14 protein-coding genes are annotated in these 17879 nt (G+C 62.2%); 8 read left to right on the top strand and 6 right to left on the bottom strand.

The window, feature by feature from the left end; genetic code table 11:
* The first annotated feature begins 29 nt into the window (after positions 1–29).
* A complete protein-coding gene (locus ELQ88_RS07590; protein ID WP_128870832.1) occupies positions 30–1346 on the top strand; it encodes an MFS transporter in 1317 nt (438 codons plus the stop codon).
* Positions 1347–1482: 136 nt separating this feature from the next.
* Here the strand turns inward: ELQ88_RS07590 and purT are convergent, their stop codons facing one another.
* The 4 genes from purT to ELQ88_RS07565 form a co-directional block, all read right to left on the bottom strand.
* A complete protein-coding gene (purT, locus tag ELQ88_RS07585) occupies positions 1483–2664 on the bottom strand; it encodes a formate-dependent phosphoribosylglycinamide formyltransferase (RefSeq protein ID WP_128870831.1) in 1182 nt (393 codons plus the stop codon).
* 228 nt (positions 2665–2892) lie between these two features.
* On the bottom strand, positions 2893–3108 hold the full coding sequence (locus ELQ88_RS07575) for a DUF1289 domain-containing protein (protein ID WP_138964406.1): 216 nt from the start codon (positions 3106–3108) through the stop codon (positions 2893–2895).
* The gene (locus tag ELQ88_RS07570) at positions 3105–3629 is read right to left on the bottom strand and encodes a gamma carbonic anhydrase family protein (protein ID WP_138964404.1); all 525 of its coding nucleotides are present in this window, start codon (positions 3627–3629) and stop codon (positions 3105–3107) included. Before ELQ88_RS07570 ends, ELQ88_RS07575 begins: the two co-directional genes overlap by 4 nt.
* Positions 3630–3695: 66 nt before the next feature.
* Positions 3696–4295 carry a CoA pyrophosphatase gene (locus ELQ88_RS07565; protein WP_138964402.1) on the bottom strand — a complete coding sequence of 200 codons (600 nt, stop codon included), beginning with the start codon at positions 4293–4295 and terminating at the stop codon, positions 3696–3698.
* Between the two features lie 146 nt (positions 4296–4441).
* Between ELQ88_RS07565 and ELQ88_RS07560 the strand changes: the two genes are divergently transcribed.
* From ELQ88_RS07560 to nagE, 7 genes are all read left to right on the top strand, one after another.
* Positions 4442–4993, top strand: coding sequence for an NUDIX hydrolase (locus ELQ88_RS07560; RefSeq protein ID WP_128870826.1), 552 nt, complete (start codon positions 4442–4444; stop codon positions 4991–4993).
* A 52-nt stretch (positions 4994–5045) separates the two neighbouring features.
* Positions 5046–5549 carry a L,D-transpeptidase family protein gene (locus ELQ88_RS07555; protein ID WP_128870825.1) on the top strand — a complete coding sequence of 168 codons (504 nt, stop codon included), beginning with the start codon at positions 5046–5048 and terminating at the stop codon, positions 5547–5549.
* Between the two features lie 350 nt (positions 5550–5899).
* Positions 5900–6631: a GntR family transcriptional regulator gene (locus tag ELQ88_RS07550; RefSeq protein ID WP_128870824.1), complete on the top strand. Its 732-nt coding sequence runs from the start codon at positions 5900–5902 to the stop codon at positions 6629–6631.
* A 110-nt stretch (positions 6632–6741) separates the two neighbouring features.
* Entirely contained in the window at positions 6742–7848 is a 1107-nt protein-coding gene (gene nagA / locus ELQ88_RS07545) for an N-acetylglucosamine-6-phosphate deacetylase (protein ID WP_128870823.1), read from the top strand.
* Positions 7829–8851 (top strand): SIS domain-containing protein, encoded by a 1023-nt coding sequence (locus ELQ88_RS07540; protein WP_138964400.1) that lies wholly within the window; start codon positions 7829–7831, stop codon positions 8849–8851. Before nagA ends, ELQ88_RS07540 begins: the two co-directional genes overlap by 20 nt.
* A 155-nt stretch (positions 8852–9006) precedes the next feature.
* Positions 9007–11523 (top strand): phosphoenolpyruvate--protein phosphotransferase, encoded by a 2517-nt coding sequence (gene ptsP, locus ELQ88_RS07535; protein WP_138964398.1) that lies wholly within the window; start codon positions 9007–9009, stop codon positions 11521–11523.
* A gap of 29 nt (positions 11524–11552) precedes the next feature.
* A complete protein-coding gene (nagE, locus tag ELQ88_RS07530; protein ID WP_138964396.1) occupies positions 11553–13268 on the top strand; it encodes an N-acetylglucosamine-specific PTS transporter subunit IIBC in 1716 nt (571 codons plus the stop codon).
* 115 nt (positions 13269–13383) lie between these two features.
* Here nagE and ELQ88_RS07525 read toward each other — a convergent pair whose 3' ends face one another.
* Together ELQ88_RS07525 and purL are read right to left on the bottom strand one after the other, a co-directional pair.
* Entirely contained in the window at positions 13384–13695 is a 312-nt protein-coding gene (locus tag ELQ88_RS07525; protein ID WP_128870820.1) for a YqfO family protein, read from the bottom strand.
* Between the two features lie 5 nt (positions 13696–13700).
* The gene (gene purL / locus ELQ88_RS07520) at positions 13701–17597 is read right to left on the bottom strand and encodes a phosphoribosylformylglycinamidine synthase (protein WP_128870819.1); all 3897 of its coding nucleotides are present in this window, start codon (positions 17595–17597) and stop codon (positions 13701–13703) included.
* Between the last annotated feature and the right edge of the window lie 282 nt (positions 17598–17879).

Here is a 17879-nt window from a genome sequence, read left to right as displayed (position 1 = left end):
TGGGGCACATGACTGTCAGGGATAACCGCATGACGACCAGCACGACCTATAACGACACCACGCCTGCGCAACCGACGAACTCCGCCACCCGGGTGGCCACCGCGAGCTTCATCGGTACCGCCATCGAATTCTACGACTTCTACGTCTACGCCACGGCGGCAGCGCTGGTGATCGGCCCGGTGTTCTTTCCGCAGACCTCCGGCACCGCGCAGATGCTGTCGGCGTTCCTGACCTTCGGTATCGCCTTCCTTGCCCGACCGCTGGGTTCGGCGCTGTTCGGCCACTTCGGTGACCGCATCGGACGCAAATCGACCCTGGTGGCCTCCCTGTTGCTGATGGGCGTATGCACCACGCTGATCGGCGTACTGCCGGGCTACGACAGCATCGGGGCGTGGGCGCCGATCCTGCTCTGCGTGCTGCGCTTCGGTCAGGGCCTGGGATTGGGGGGTGAATGGGGCGGCGCAGCGCTGCTGGCGACGGAGAACGCGCCCAAAGGCAAGCGCGCCTGGTTCGGCATGTTCCCACAGCTCGGCCCTTCGATCGGCTTTCTCGCGGCCAACGGGCTGTTCCTGACCCTGGCCATGACCCTGGACGATGAACAGTTTCGTTCGTGGGGCTGGCGGATTCCGTTCCTGCTCAGTGCCGCGCTGGTGATGGTCGGGCTGTACGTGCGCCTCAAGCTCCACGAAACGCCGGTGTTCGCCAATGCCATGGCTCGCCAGGAACGGGTGAAGATTCCGCTGGTGGAGCTGTTAAGCCAATACTGGGCGCCCATGCTGCTGGGTGCCGGGTCGATGGTGGTGTGTTACGCACTGTTCTACATCTCGACCGTGTTTTCATTGAGCTATGGCGTGTCGACACTCGGTTACACCCGCGAAACCTTCCTCGCGCTGTTGTGCTTCGCGGTCCTGTTCATGGCCGCGGCCACGCCATTGTCGGCCTGGGCAAGCGACCGTTACGGGCGCAAACCGGTGCTGATCATCGGTGGCGTGCTGGCGATTCTGTCCGGATTCCTGATGGAACCGCTGCTGACCCAAGGGTCAACGTGGGGTGTGGCGCTGTTCCTGTGCATCGAGTTGTTTCTGATGGGCGTGACCTTCGCGCCAATGGGGGCGCTGCTGCCGGAGCTGTTTCCGACTCACGTGCGTTATACCGGGGCGTCGGCAGCCTACAACCTTGGCGGAATCGTCGGGGCCTCGGCGGCGCCGTTCTTTGCGCAGAAACTGGTGGCGATGGGGGGGCTGAGTTATGTCGGCGGGTATGTGTCGGGGGCGGCGGTGTTGAGCTTGATCGCGGTGCTGTGCCTGAAGGAGACGCGTAACAACGATCTGAATCGGGTGGCCTGAAGCAACGGCAACGGCAACGGCAAAAGCTTCGCGAGCAAGCCCGCTCCCACAGGTGACCGAGTTCTAACAGCAAGAATGCGGTCAATGTGGGAGCGGGCTTGCTCCGGGCGGCGATCCGACGAATGCCGCGACTCGGTTAGAGCTCGACTACGACGGCCTGGGAAGCGCGGGTTGCCTTGGCACGAGCCGCCTCGATCGACTCATCCCGCGCCAACGCCACGCCCATCCGACGCTGACCATTGACCTCAGGCTTGCCGAACAGGCGCAACGCCGTGTCCGGCTCGCTCAACGCCGCGCCCAGGTTGGCGAAAGCGGTCTGGGTCGATTGCCCTTCCACCAGAATCACCGCCGAAGCCGAAGGCCCGAACTGACGGATCAACGGAATCGGCAGGCCCAGGATCGCCCGCGCATGCAGGGCGAACTGCGACAGGTCCTGGGAAATCAGGGTCACCAGACCGGTGTCATGCGGACGCGGCGACACTTCGCTGAACCACACCTGATCGCCCTTGATGAACAGCTCGACGCCAAACAGACCACGGCCGCCCAAGGCTTCAGTGACCGCTTTGGCCACGCGCTCGGATTCCGCCAGGGCAACCGGGCTCATGGCCTGTGGTTGCCAGGATTCCTGGTAGTCGCCCTTCTCCTGGCGATGGCCGACGGGCGCGCAGAACGTCGTGCCGCCGATGTGACGCACGGTCAACAGGGTAATTTCGTAGTCGAAGTCGATGAAGCCTTCGATGATCACCCGCCCTTTACCGGCGCGGCCGCCTTCTTGCGCGTAATCCCACGCGGTTTTCACGTCATCGGCGCTGCGCAGCAGGCTCTGGCCCTTGCCCGAGGAACTCATGACCGGCTTGACCACACAGGGGAAACCCAAGTCTTCGATAGCCTTGCTGTAATCTTCGAAGGTGTCGGCGAAGTGGTACGGCGAGGTCGGCAGGTCCAGCTCTTCGGCGGCCAGGCGACGGATGCCTTCGCGGTTCATGGTCAGCTGCGTGGCGCGCGCAGTCGGGATCACGGTGAAACCTTCGGCTTCCAGCTCGACCAGGGTCGCGGTGGCGATGGCTTCGATTTCCGGCACGATGAAGTGCGGCTTCTCGGCCTCGATCACGGCACGCAGGGCAGCGCCGTCGAGCATGTTGATCACGTGGCTGCGATGCGCAACCTGCATGGCCGGCGCGTCGGCATAGCGATCCACGGCAATCACTTCAACGCCCAGGCGTTGCAGCTCGATCACCACTTCCTTGCCCAACTCACCACAGCCACACAGCAAGACGCGGGTCGCGGTTGGCGACAATGGCGTTCCGATACGGGTCATCTCAGGTCCTCTATGGAGCGGATCATCGAGGGTTGCAGCGAAAGCGCGCTTCCCATGGGGAGAAAGCGCGGCATTTTACATGAACCGCAGGCTTTGGCTTCAGCTGGCGACGACCTGAGGACATTGTAGGAGCGAGCTTGCTCGTGAGAAACGTCAAGGCACCGCATTCATTCAGATTGGGTGCGTTATCGTTGACGACCATCGCGAGCAAGCTCGCTCCTGCAAGGTTCAGGAATCGGATTTCGCAGGCAGCATCCAGATAATCCCACTGGCCTTGGCCCGCTCATGACAGAACCCCAACACCCTGCGCCGCTCCTCGTTGTCCATCCGGCTCCAGCGCGTGATCTCTTCCACCGTGCGCTGGCACCCGGTGCACACATCGTCCTCGTCCAGCGCACAGATATTCACACAGGGCGATCGGACCGGCCGTTCGGCGGTGTTCATGGTTCCTGCTCAGCCAGATCGCGGGCGTAACGCTGAGCGTTATGCACATAGTGAGCGGCACTGGCCTCCAGCATCTGCTTCTGCGCTTCGGTCAACTCGCGCACCACCTTGCCGGGCGACCCCATGACCAATGAGCCGTCCGGAATCTCCTTGCCTTCGCCAATCAGCGAGTTGGCGCCAATGATGCAGTGCTTGCCGATTTTCGCGCCGTTGAGAATCACCGCGTTAATCCCGATCAGGCTGTAATCACCGACCGTGCATCCGTGGAGCATGGCGTTGTGGCCAATGGTCACACCGGTGCCAATGGTCAGCGGGTAGCCCATGTCGGTGTGCATCACCGTGCCATCCTGGACGTTGCTGTTCTTACCGATCAGGATCAATTCGTTGTCGCCACGCAGCACGGCGTTGAACCAGACGTTGGCGCCCTCTTCCAGCTTGACCTTGCCGACCAGTACGGCGTTGGGTGCGACCCAGCTCTGTGGATGGGTTTCGACGCGGGCGTCGCCCAAGCGATATTTCATCTATGTTCCCTCGAGGCTCAGGCAGGCTCACTTGCAAAAAAGATTCGGCCATTTCGAACGATGGCTTCAGGTGTCGGTAAAACGCTTGGGTGGTTGGTGCAGACTGATTCTGGCGTCATAAAGCAGGTTGATCAACTCCACGATCATGATCGCGGTCAGGCCCCAGATCTTGTATTCGCCATAACGGTAACTCGGCACGTACCAACTGCGGCCCTGGTAATCGATGCGATGGGTATGTTCCCGAGGGTCCGTGCGGAAGAACTCCAGGGGTACGCTGAACACCGCGGCAATCTCGGCATCGTTGGCCTGATAGTCGACGAAGTCCGGAATCACCCCGACATAGGGCGTGACCTTGATGCCATGCAGGGAGATCAGCGGACTCAGCGGGCCGATCACTTCGACCAGCCCCGGCGGCAGGCCGATTTCTTCTTCAGCTTCGCGCAGGGCGGTGAACACCAGGTCCGGGTCTTCGGGGTCGCGGCGACCGCCGGGAAACGCGACTTCGCCACCATGGGTCGAAAGCCCGCTGGCGCGCAGGGTCAGAACCAGTTCCGGTTCATCACTGCGAGTGATGGGCACCAGGACCGCGGCCTCAGGAAAACGCATGTCGGTTTCCAGTGTGCGTGGGGTGTGGTTGCTTACTCGATGCAGTAGCTCGTCCAGCATGAGACTTCTCGACTTATTCTCTACCTTGCATCATGCACCAATCGAACCGACCGCCCAACCCCATAACCGCAGCATGTCGCTAAACGACAACTTGCCGACTGACACCGCCGCACGCCAAGATAGGCACAGCATTCAGGAACCCAAGCATGAAATTTTGCAGTCAGTGCGGCAACCCGGTAACCCAGCGCATCCCAGAAGGCGATTCGCGCCTGCGTTATGTCTGCGATAGCTGTCATGCGATTCATTACCAGAACCCCAATATCGTCGCCGGTTGCGTGCCGGTCTGGGGCTCGAAGGTATTGCTGTGCCGACGCGCCATCGAGCCGAGGCTCGGTTACTGGACCCTGCCCGCAGGCTTCATGGAGAACGGCGAAACCATCGAGCAGGCGGCGATTCGCGAGACCGCTGAAGAGGCGTGTGCCCGGGTGCGCAATCTGAGCATCTATACCTTGATCGACGTGCCGCACATCAGTCAGGTACACGTGTTCTTTCGTGCCGAGCTGGTGGACCTGGATTTTGCCGCCGGCCCCGAAAGCCTGGAAGTGGCACTGTTCGAAGAGGCCGACATCCCTTGGTCCGAGCTGGCTTTCCGTACGGTAGGCCGTACCCTAGAATGCTACTTCGCAGACCGGCGGACCGAGACCTACCCCGTGCGGTCCGAATCGATCCCGCCGCTCGCTCAACCTGCCATCCGTTAAAAAACCTTCTATAAATAAAATAGTCACGACACCTTTCAGGGATATCGTTTCAATGCGCTGGTTGCTTGCCGTGTTTTGCATGTCGTTCGTCGCTATTTCCCAGGCCTCCACGGCGGAAACCCTGGATGGCAAAGTCGTCGAAAAAGTCCTGGTGCTCAAGTCGGCCCATCAACTGCAATTGATCAACGACGGCAAGCCGCTCAGGACTTATCGCATTTCATTGGGAAAAAGACCGGTCGGTCCGAAACTCATGGAAGGCGACAAACGCACACCTGAAGGTTTTTACTGGGTGGACTGGCGCAAGACCAGCGACCGTTTCAACCTGTCGATGCACATTTCCTACCCGAACATCAGCGACGCCGCCCGCGCCCGGCGCGAAGGCGTCGAACCCGGCGGCATGATCATGATCCACGGCACTCCGGATACCGAAGACAACCCCGAAGCCCTGTTCCACACCCTGGACTGGACCGACGGCTGCATCGCCATGCGCAACATGGACATGCGCGAGGTCTGGGGGCTGGTGCCGGATGGCACGATGATCGAGATTCGTCCGTAGCATCCCTCTCTCTGGCAAAGGCGCTTTTGTGGCGCCCCTCCTCCAGCTTCGTGTTTTGACCGCTACCTTCGGTCGCCATCGAAAAATAAAATCAAAAGATCGCAGCCTGCGGCAGTTCCTACCGGGGTGATACCACTGCCACGTGTAAGAGCTGCCGCAAGCTGCGATCTTTGCTTTCAAAATCCCCCTCGCTAATACCACTTAAAGCCGACGCCTGATAAAGGCGCTCATAAGGCCCGGTATTCCTGCGCTTCAAGCCAAGTGGTCTGATTGACATGGTATTTAAGTGGTATTAGTTTTCGCTGCATTACCGGGCGACAACACTCCAATATCCGCATCGGACACCCTCTATGAATGACCTCCAGGCGCTACGCCCTGACGATACCCAGCCCACGCCGCTGTACCTGCAACTGGCGCGCAATCTGGAAGCGGCGATCCATGCCGGCCAGTGGAAAGCCGAACAGGCCATGCCGTCGGAGCGCAATCTCAGCGAAACGCTGGGCATTTCCCGCGTCACGGCACGCAAGGCGCTGGAAGTGCTGTTCGAACAAGGGCTGATCCGGCGCAATCAAGGTTCCGGCACGTTTATCACCCCGCGTCTGGAGCAGCCGCTGTCGCGCCTTTCAGGCTTCAGCGAGATGTTGCGGCTCAAGGGCTTTGTCCCCGGTTCGCAATGGCTGGAGCGGGAAATCACGCCGCCGACCCACGAAGAACTGATCCGCCTGGGACTCTCACCCAACGACAAGGTCGCGCGGCTCAAACGCCTGCGCAAGGCCGATGACACGGTGATGGCGATCGAGATGAGCACCCTGCCCGCCACGATTATTCCCAAGCCGCAGGCGGTGGGCGACTCCCTCTACGAATACCTCGACGGCATCGGTAAACCGGTAGTCCGCGCCTTGCAGCACATCCAGGCGATCAACGCCTCGGACGAATTCGCCGCGCTGGTGGGGATCGCCCCCGGCACCGCGATGCTGCTGATGACCCGGGTCGGCTACCTGGAAGACAACACGCCGATCGAAGTCACCGACACCTACTGCCGCAACGACTACTACGATTTTGTCGCAGAGCTTCGCAGGTAAAGAGCTCCGTAGATAAAGAGCTCCGTAGATAAAGAGCTTCGTTGATAAAGAGCTTCCCCGATAAAGAGCTTCGCCGCTCAAAGCCGCGCCGCTGAACGAGAGAACCGATCATGTCCGAAGACAACATCCTCACCGCCCACGGCTGGGTTCGCGGCCGGCTGATCCATCAACACGGCAGGGTCGTGTCCATCGAAGGCCAGCCTTGCGATCCGGCGGACAATGACTTGCCTTACCTGCTACCGGGCTTCATCGACCTGCACGTTCACGGCGGTGGCGGCAAAGACATCATGGAAGGTGCAACCGCCTTCGAGACCATCACCAGAACCCATGTGCGTTTCGGCACCACGTCGCTGCTGGCCACCACCATGACCGCACCGGGCGAAGAGATCTCCCGTGTACTCAAAGACGTCGGCGAGTTTTGCGAGCAGCGGCCCAAAGGCAGCGCCCGAGTCCTCGGCGTGCATCTGGAAGGTCCGTACATCAACCCCGGCAAACTCGGGGCCCAACCGAACTTTGCCCACACCGCGTTGATGGCCGAAGTCGAAGAATACCTGGCGCTGGCACCGATCCGCGTCATCACCATCGCCCCGGAAATTGCCGGTCACGACGCTTTGATCCGCAGCCTCAGCAGTCGCGGAGTACGCATGCAAATCGGCCACACCCTCGGCAGTTACGAGGAAGGCGTGGCGGCGCTGGAGGCCGGTGCGACCAGTTTCACCCACCTGTACAACGCCATGAGCCCGCTGCATCACCGCGAGCCGGGCATCGTCGGCGCGGCGCTGGCTCATGCGAAATATGCCGAGCTGATTCCCGACTTGCTGCACGTCCACCCCGGCGCCATCCGCGTGGCTCTGCGTTCGATCCCGTGCCTGTATTGCGTCACCGATTCCACCGCCGCCGCGGGCATGCCCGACGGTGAATACAAGCTCGGCAGCCACACCGTCACCAAATGCCTGGGCGGTGTGCGTCTGCCTGACGGAACCCTGGCCGGCAGCACCCTGACCATGGACCAGGCCCTGCGCAACCTGGTGAAGATCGGCCTGCCGATCGCCGAGGCCTCGCAACGTCTTTCGCAATTTCCCGCCGACTACCTCGGCCTTCAAGAACGCGGCCGCCTTGCACCTGGCAGCTGGGCCGACTGCGTGCGGCTCGATCGCACACTCACACTGACCGCCGTCATGGTCGAAGGAGAAGACATTGACTTCAAAAATGCTTGAAGAGGCGCTGTCCTCGTTCGAGGCCGTGCAAGCCCAACTGCAACACCTCGACCCGCAGATGATCGAGATCGCCGGACGCCTGCGTCGTCAGCCGCCGCAAGTGGCGATGACGGTCGCCCGCGGCAGTTCCGACCATGCGGCCAGTTACTTCGCCTACCTGACCATGCAGCAACTGGGCATTCCGGTGGCGTCGTTGCCGATGTCGGTGGTGACCATGCAACAGGCGCCGCTGAAGGTCAGCGGCCAGGTGGCCTTCGCTTTCTCGCAGTCCGGGCAAAGTCCGGATCTGGTGAACAGCCTGCGCCTGCTGCGCAAGCGCGGCGCCCTGAGCATTTCGATGGTCAACGCCGAGAGTTCGCCACTGGAAGCGGCCTGCGAATTCAGCCTGCCGCTGTGCGCCGGCATCGAAAGCAGCGTCGCCGCGACCAAGAGTTTCATTGCCACCCTCAGCGCCAGCGCCCGGCTGGTCGCGCACTGGAAACAAGATGCGGAGTTGCTGGAAGCCGGCCTGGCCCTGCCGGAAGGCCTGCGCGAGGCGGCACGACAGGACTGGAGCCTGGCCATCGACGCCCTGCGCGATTGCCAGCGCCTGATGGTGATCGGCCGTGGCGCCGGTTTCGCCATCGCCCAGGAAGCGGCGCTGAAATTCAAGGAAACCTCGGCGATCCAGGCCGAAGCCTTCAGCAGCGCCGAAGTCCGTCACGGCCCGATGGCCTTGATCGATGAGCACTATCCATTGCTGGTATTCGCCCCGCGCGGTGCCGAGCAGGCCGGGTTATTGAGTTTCGCTGCCGACATGCGCCAGCGCGGCGCCCGGGTATTGCTGGCGGCCCCGGAGGATGTCATCGAACGCGACCTCACCCTGACCCGCGCCGAACATCCGGCTCTCGACCCGATCCTGGCGATCCAGAGTTTCTACGTCATGGCTGCCGGTCTGGCGGTCGCCCGAGGCATGGACCCGGACCAGCCGCGCCACTTGAGCAAAGTCACGCGCACCCACTAACTCAAATACCGAACGAATCCCCCCCTGCAGGAGCTGGCTTGCCAGCGAAGGCGGCCTCAACGACGACGCTTGCCTCAAGGGCCTCTTCGCTGGCAAGCCAGCGCCTACAGGGGCGCGATGATCCGATCCGTAGTTTTTATTGATGAGACCGAGCCATGCACAACAACAATAAAGAGCTGACCCTCAGCGCCCCGCTCAGCGGCCCGGTGCTCACGCTCGTCGATGTCCCTGACCCGGTGTTCGCCAGCGGCGCCATGGGTGACGGAATCGCCATCGATCCGCTGAACGACACCCTTCACGCCCCCTGCGCCGGCGTGGTGGTGCATGTGGCCCGTACCGGCCATGCCGTGACCCTGCGCGCCGACAATGGCGCCGAACTATTGCTCCACCTGGGCCTGGACACGGTCGAGTTGCAGGGCCAAGGCTTCTCCATGCTGGTCAAGGAAGGTGCGCGAGTCGCCAACGGCGAGCCGCTGTTGCGCTACGACCTGGACCAGGTCGCGCAGCAGTGCAAAAGCCTGGTCAGCCTGATGATCCTGACCAACAGCCAGGACTTCCAGGTACGAGCGATCACCTTGAAGTCGGTCAAGGTGGGTGAACCGCTGCTGCACATCATTCGCCGCCACCCAATGGGTGCGCAGGCTGAAGTGGACGTGCAGGGAGAAGAAATCCATGGCCACATCCGCATCGCCCATCGCGGCGGATTGCACGCCCGGCCGGCGGCGCTGATCCGGCAGACGGCGCAAGGCTTCAAGAGTAAATCCCGACTGCATTTCGGCGGTAAATCGGCGACCTGCGACAGCTTGATCGGGCTGATGGGTCTGGCCGTCGGCGAGCACGACGAAGTTCAGGTCAGTTGTCGGGGCCCGGACGCCGAAGCGGCCGTGCAAGCGATATTGGCCGCATTGTCCACAGCGCTGGCCGAAGACAGCCATGCCATGGCGCCGACACCCATTGCCCAGCATAAACGTGCGGCAGAAGCGGGCGTGCTGCACGGCGTCTGCGCCGCGCCCGGCCTGGTCGGCGGGCCAATGTTTCGCCTGAACGCGATCAGCCTGCCGGTGGACGCCGGCAACCATGATCCCGAGCAACAACTGCAAGCCCTCGACACTGCGCGGAACCAAGTCCGCAGCGAAATCGACAGCACCCTGGCCCGGGCCAAAAAGCACAAGAACACCGCCGAGGAAGCGATCTTCGCCGCTCACCTCGCGTTGCTCGAAGACCCGGCGTTGCTCGACGCCGCCAATCGGTCCATTGACCAGGGCATGGCCGCGACCCATGCCTGGTGTCGATCGATCGACGCGCAGTGCGAGGTGCTGCAGCAACTGGGCAGCCCACTGCTGGCCGAACGCGCCAACGACCTGCGCGATCTCAAGCAACGGGTGTTGCGCGCCCTGCTCGGTGAAACCTGGCATTACGACGTGCCCGCCGGGGCTATCGTTGCTGCCCATGAACTGACCCCGTCCGATCTGTTGCAACTGAGCGCGCAAGGTGTCGCCGGGTTGTGCATGGTCGAGGGTGGCGCAACTTCCCATGTCGCGATTCTCGCTCGGGGCAAAGGCTTGCCATGCCTGGTGGCACTGGGCTCAACACTGCTGGATCAGCAACAAGGCCAGTCGGTGGTACTGGATGCCGATGGCGGGCGTCTCGAATGGATGCCCGGCAGTGCACGCTTGGCCGAGGTCCGTCAGGCGCAACTCGATCATCAACAACGTCGTGCCGCACAACAGACTCAGGCGCACACCCCGGCGCTGACCCGCGACGGCGTGCAGATCGAAGTCGCCGCCAACGTCGCCTCCAGCACTGAAGCGGCTGACGCGCTGGCCAATGGCGCCGACGGCGTAGGCCTGCTGCGTACCGAATTCCTGTTTGTGGACCGCAACACCGCACCGGACGAAGAGGAACAGCGCCTCGCCTATCAAGCCGTGCTCGATGCCATGGGCGACAAGTCGGTGATCATCCGCACCATCGACGTCGGTGGCGACAAGCAACTGGACTATCTGCCCCTTCCCGCCGAAGCGAATCCGGTGCTCGGTCTGCGCGGCATTCGCATGGCTCAAGTTCGGCCGGAACTGCTGGATCAGCAACTGCGCGCTCTGCTGCATGTCTGCCCGCTGGCCCGTTGCCGGATCCTGTTGCCGATGGTCACCGAAGTCGATGAGCTGCTCCACATCCGCCAGCGCCTCGACGCTCTGTGCACTGAGCTTGAGCTCACTCAGCGCCCGGAGCTGGGGGTGATGATCGAAGTGCCGGCCGCCGCGTTGCTGGCCGAACAGCTGGCAGAGCATGCGGACTTCCTGTCCATCGGCACCAACGATTTGTCCCAGTACACCCTGGCCATGGACCGTGACCACGCCGGTCTCGCCTCGCGGGTCGATGCTTTGCACCCGGCGCTGCTACGACTGATCGCCCAGACCTGTGCCGGTGCGGCGGTGCATCACCGTTGGGTCGGGGTCTGCGGGGCGCTCGCCTCTGACCCCCTGGCGACGCCGGTACTGATCGGTCTGGGTGTCAGCGAGTTGTCGGTGAGCCCGGTGCAGATCGGTGAAATCAAGGATCGCGTCCGTCACCTCGACGCCGCCGAATGCCGACGCTTCAGCCAGGACTTGCTCAAGCTGAGCAGTGCCGCGGCCGTGCGTCGCGCCTGTCACCAGCAATGGCCTCTGAGCTGAACAACAACAATAATCCAGGGAGATCCGCCATGTACCAATACTTCATCGAAGGCCTGCAGCGCCTCGGCCGCGCACTGATGCTGCCGATTGCGATCCTGCCGATTGCCGGCCTGTTGCTGCGTCTGGGCGACACCGACCTGCTGGACATCGCGATCATCCATGACGCCGGCCAGGTCATATTCGCCAACCTGGCGATGATCTTCGCCATCGGCATCGCGGTCGGGTTCGCCAAGGACAACAACGGCACCGCAGGCCTCGCCGGCGTCATTGGCTATCTAGTGATGATCTCCACCCTCAAGGTGCTCGATGCGAGCATCAACATGGGCATGCTCGCCGGGATCGTCAGCGGCTTGATGGCCGGCGCGCTGTACAACCGCTTCAAAGACATCAAGTTGCCGGAATACCTGGCGTTCTTCGGTGGCCGGCGCTTCGTGCCGATCGTGACCGGGTTCGCCGCCGTCGGCCTGGGCGTGGTGTTCGGCCTGATCTGGCCGCCGATCCAGCACGGCATCAATGGCTTTGGCGCGCTAATGATGGAGAGCGGCAGCTTGGGTGCGTTCGTCTTCGGCGTGTTCAACCGCCTGCTGATCGTCACCGGCTTGCACCACATCCTCAACAACATGGCGTGGTTCGTCTTCGGCAACTTCACCGACCCGACCACCGGCGCCCTCGTCACCGGCGACCTGTCGCGCTACTTCGCTGGCGATCCGAAAGGCGGCCAATTCATGACCGGCATGTTCCCGATGATGATCTTCGGCCTGCCCGCCGCCTGCCTGGCGATGTATCGCAACGCCCTGCCGGAACGGCGCAAAATCATGGGAGGGATCTTCCTGTCGATGGCGCTGACTTCGTTTCTGACCGGCGTGACCGAGCCGATCGAATTCGCCTTCATGTTCCTCGCACCACTGTTGTATTTGCTGCATGCGCTGCTGACGGGGCTGTCGATGGCCATCACCAACCTGCTGAACATCCATCTGGGGTTCACCTTCTCCGGCGGTTTCATCGACATGATTCTGGGCTGGGGGAAATCCACCAACGGCTGGCTGGTATTGCCGGTGGGGGTGGCTTATGCGGTGATCTACTATCTGGTGTTTGATTTCTGCATTCGCCGGTTCAACCTCAAGACGCCCGGGCGTGAAGATGTTCCAGCGGGCGATAAAGTGGTGATCGCCGAGAGTGAACGGGCCGAGGCCTACATCAAGGCGCTGGGTGGTGCGCAGAATCTGATCACCGTTGGAGCCTGTACCACCCGGCTGCGCCTGGACATGGTGGATCGCACCAAGGCTTCGGATGTTGAGCTCAAAGCGCTGGGCGCGATGGCGGTGGTGCGTCCGGGTAAAGGCGGGAGTTTGCAAGTGGTCGTCGGGCCGATGGCGGACAGCATTGCCGATGAGATTCGCCTGGCGATGCCGGCATTGGGTCGAGCGCTGGTCTCCCCTCCTGCAGCTGTTGTCGATGCGCCGAAGCCTGCCACCGTGGCGTCAACAGAAGCGCAGCAATGGCTGAAGGCGTTGGGCGGTGGCGAAAATGTGCTGCAAATGGACTGTATCGCGATGACCCGCATTCGCCTGCAGCTGGCGGATGGCAAGGTGTTGTCGGAATGCGATTTGAAAGCGTTGGGTTGCCAGGGTGTCAGCCAGTTGGACGGTGGCGTGTGGCATCTGCTGATTGGCGACAAGGCGCCGAGTTTGAGTGATGCCCTGCAAGCGTTGGTCAATCGCAGTGAAGTGAGTGCCAAGGTTTAGATCCTCGGTGCCTGGTAGGCCGCTATGAGGCCATAAGCAACACCACAAAAAACCGATCAACAAAAAACCCGCTGAAATCACTTTCAGCGGGTTTCTTGTTTCAGCAGCCGGAAGATCAGAAATCCTCCAACCGCCACACCTCATAAGCCGGCGTTTCATAGGGGTGGCTGAGTTTCAACGCAGCCACCACAGCCACGATCAACTCATCCGCCACCACCAGCTCGACCTTCCATTCCTCAACCTGCTCGACCTGTCCCGCTTCCCCAATAAACGGCTGACTGCCATCCAATGGTCGAAACTGGCCCAGGCCCAGCACTTGCCAGGCGCAATGGTCATAAGCACCGATCCGTCCGCCACCGGCGGCGAATACGGCGCTCTTGACCCCTTCGACATGACTGTCGGGAACAAAGAAGCCGAGTTTGTACACGGCGCTTAGTTCACCCAGACGCGGGCATTACGGAACATGCGCATCCACGGTGCATCTTCGTTCCAGTCTTCCGAACGCCACGAGTTCTGCACGGCGCGGAACACCCGCTCCGGGTGCGGCATCATGATCGTGACGCGACCGTCGCGGCTGGTCAGCCCGGTGATCCCGCGCGGCGAGCCGTTCGGGTTGGCCGGGTAGCTTTCGGTGACCTTGCCGTGGTTGTCGACGAAACGCATCGCCACGCAACCCGACAGATCGGCTTCCAGCAACGCTTCTTCGCTGGCGAACTCGGCATGACCTTCACCGTGAGCGATGGCGATCGGCATGCGCGAACCGGCCATGCCTTGCAGGAAGATCGAATTCGACTCCTGGACCTGAACCATCGCCACACGCGCTTCGAACTGCTCGGAACGGTTACGCACGAAGTGCGGCCAGAACTCGCTGCCCGGGATCAGCTCGTGCAGGTTGGACATCATCTGGCAACCGTTGCACACACCGAGGGTGAAGCTGTCGTTACGTTCGAAGAAGCCCTGGAACGCATCGCGGGCGCGGCTGTTGAACAGCGCGGACTTGGCCCAGCCTTCACCGGCACCCAGTACGTCGCCGTAGGAGAAACCGCCGCAAGCGACCAGGCCCTTGAACTCGTTCAGGTCGACACGGCCGGCCAGAATGTCGCTCATGTGCACGTCGATCGCGTTGAAACCGGCGCGGTCGAACGCAGCCGCCATTTCCACCTGACCGTTGACGCCCTGCTCACGCAGCACGGCAACCTGTGGCCGGATGTTTTTCTTGATGTAAGGCGCGGCGACGTCCTGGTTGACGTCGTAGCTCAGCTTGACGCTCAGGCCCGGGTTGTCTTCTTCCAGCAGCACGTCGAACTCTTGTTCGGCGCAGTCGGCGTTATCACGCAGACGCTGGATCTGGTAGCTGGTTTCAGCCCACTGACGTTGCAGCAGACGACGCTGACCTTCGAACACGGTTTCGCCGTTGAAGGTGATGTTGATCTGGCCGTTGTTCATCGGCTGACCGATCACCGACACGCACTCGCCCAAACCGGCAGCGCTGAACTGCGCGAGGATGTCTGGAGTAGCGTCCTGGCGAACCTGGATCACCGCACCCAGCTCTTCGTTGAACAGGATCGCGGCGATGTCGGCGGACGTTTCTGCCAGACCGTCGAGGTTCAGGCTCAGACCGCAGTGGCCGGCGAACGCCATTTCCACCACGCTGGTCAGCAGGCCGCCGTCGGAACGGTCGTGGTAAGCCAGCAGGTGGCCATCGGCGTTGAGGCCCTGGATCACCGCAAAGAAGGCTTTGAGGTCTTCGGCATCATCGACGTCCGGCGCTTGCGAGCCGAGCTTGCCGTGAACCTGGGCCAGGATCGAGGCGCCCATGCGGTTCTGGCCACGACCCAGGTCGATCAGGATCAGGTCGGTGGTGCCCTTGTCCATGCGCAGTTCCGGCGTCAGGGTCTGACGGATGTCAGCCACGGGCGCGAAACCGGTCACGATCAGCGACATCGGCGAGGTCACGGTCTTGTCGACGCCGTCGTCGTTCCAGCGGGTGGCCATGGACATGGAGTCCTTGCCCACCGGAATGGTGATACCCAGGTCCGGGCACAGTTCCATACCGACCGCTTTCACGGTGTCGTACAGACGCGCGTCTTCACCCGGGTGACCGGCGGCGGACATCCAGTTCGCCGACAATTTGATGTCGGAGATCTTGTTGATGCGCGACGCGGCAATGTTGGTCAGGGTTTCGCCGATGGCCATGCGGCCCGACGCCGGAGCGTCCAGCAGGGCCAGCGGAGTGCGCTCGCCCATGGCCATGGCTTCGCCGGTGTAGACGTCGAAGCTGGTGGCGGTGACGGCAACGTCGGCCACCGGGACTTGCCACGGGCCGACCATTTGGTCACGGGCCACGAGGCCGGTGATGGTGCGGTCGCCGATGGTGATCAGGAAGCTTTTGCTCGCCACGGCCGGGTGATGCAGGACGCGCTCGACGCAGTCTGCGATCTCCAGGGTCGACGGATCGAAATCGTCGCCCAGCTCGTTTTCGCGAACGGCCGAACGGTGCATGCGTGGCGCTTTGCCCAGCAGCACTTCGAGTGGCATGTCCACCGGGCTGTTGCCGAAGTGACTATCCGTGACAGTAAGCTGCGGCTCGGCAGTGGCTTCGCCGACCACGGCAAACGGGCAACGCTCGCGTTCGCAGATCGCCTGGAAGCGTTCGAAGTCCGCAGGTCCCACCGCCAGAACGTAACGTTCCTGGGATTCGTTGCTCCAGATTTCGTGCGGGGCCATGCCCGGCTCGTCGTTTGGAATGTTGCGCAGTTCGAAGCGACCGCCACGGTTGCCGTCGTTGACCAGTTCCGGGAAGGCGTTGGACAGACCGCCCGCGCCGACGTCATGGATGAAGCTGATCGGGTTCTTGTCACCCAGTTGCCAGCAGCGGTCGATGACTTCCTGGCAGCGACGTTCCATCTCAGGGTTTTCACGCTGAACCGATGCGAAGTCCAGGTCTGCCGAGCTGGTGCCGGTAGCCATGGAGGAGGCGGCACCGCCGCCCAGGCCGATCAACATTGCCGGGCCGCCGAGCACGATCAGCTTGGAGCCGACGGTGATCTCGCCTTTCTGCACATGTTCGGCACGGATGTTACCCATGCCGCCAGCCAGCATGATCGGCTTGTGGTAACCGCGAACTTCGTCGCCACGCGGGGTGGTGATCGACTGTTCGAAGGTACGGAAGTAGCCGGTCAGGGCCGGACGACCGAATTCGTTGTTGAACGCGGCGCCGCCCAGTGGGCCTTCGATCATGATGTCCAGCGCGGTGACGATGCGCTCAGGCTTGCCGTACGGCACTTCCCACGGCTGTTCGAAGCCCGGGATCTGCAGGTTGGACACGGTGAAGCCGGTCAGGCCAGCCTTTGGCTTGGCACCACGACCGGTTGCGCCTTCGTCGCGAATCTCGCCACCGGAACCGGTGGAAGCGCCCGGGAACGGGGCAATCGCGGTCGGGTGGTTGTGGGTTTCGACTTTCATCAGGATGTGCACCGGTTCCTGCACCGCGCCGTACTGGCGGGTTTCAGGGTCCGGGAAGAAACGGCCGGCAACGTTGCCGACGATCACCGAGGCGTTGTCCTTGTAAGCCGACAGCACGCCTTCGCTGTGCATCACGTAGGTGTTCTTGATCATGCCGAACAGGCTTTTTTCCTGGCTCTGGCCGTCGATGTCCCAACTGGCGTTGAAGATCTTGTGACGGCAGTGCTCGGAGTTCGCCTGGGCGAACATCATCAGTTCGATGTCGTGCGGGTTGCGCTTCAAGCCGACGAAGGCATTGACCAGGTAGTCGATCTCGTCATCGGCCAGGGCCAGGCCCAGCTCGGTGTTAGCTGTTTCCAGTGCGGCGCGGCCGCCACCCAGCACGTCGATCGCGGTCAGCGGTTTCGGCTCGGCATGGCGGAACAGGCCGGCAGCCTGTTCAAGGTTGCCGAGGACGATCTGGGTCATGCGGTCATGCAGCACGTCAGCGATCAGCTGAGCCTGGGCGTCGCTGAACTGGCCGGCGACGTAGAACGCGATACCGCGCTCCAGGCGCTGGATCTTGCTCAGGCCGCAGTTGCGAGCGATGTCGCTGGCTTTACTGGACCATGGCGAAATGGTGCCGAAACGCGGCAACACCAGGAACAGACGACCGGTCGGCTCTTGTACCGGAACAGTTGGGCCGTACTTCAGAAGGCGCGCGAGCACCTGCTGTTCGTCGCCGGTCAGGACGCCGGTAACTTCGGCGAAGTGAGCGAATTCAGCATACAAGCCGCTGACAGCCGGGACCTTCTGGCTCAGTTGCTCAAGGAGTTTGCTGTGGCGAAAGGCAGAAAGGGCAGGAGCGCCGCGCAGGATCAACATCTTCGGGACAGCCTCGGGAAGGGGTGTGCTTTGAGGCCGTGCATTCTAGCCTAAACAGACCGCGACATCACTCGAAACGGTACTCACGGCTGTACCCGAACGTCGGAGCGCCTGCGCGGTGCCGTGACCCGGGCTCTGCGATAGGCGCGCCAGGGGTTATTTTTTGTGTCATTAAGTGCCGTAAAAGCCCGTTCCTGCGGGCGCCGGGCGTGTTTTTAGCCCTCTAACAGACAAGCCGCTCGCTGTCGAGATATGGCGCTCGTGGTCCTTTGCGTATACTGC

The organism is Pseudomonas sp. MPC6, from assembly GCF_006094435.1.
GTDB lineage: Bacteria > Pseudomonadota > Gammaproteobacteria > Pseudomonadales > Pseudomonadaceae > Aquipseudomonas.
Note: the sequence above shows the minus strand (reverse complement) of the source record. Positions and strands in the feature narration are given on the sequence as shown.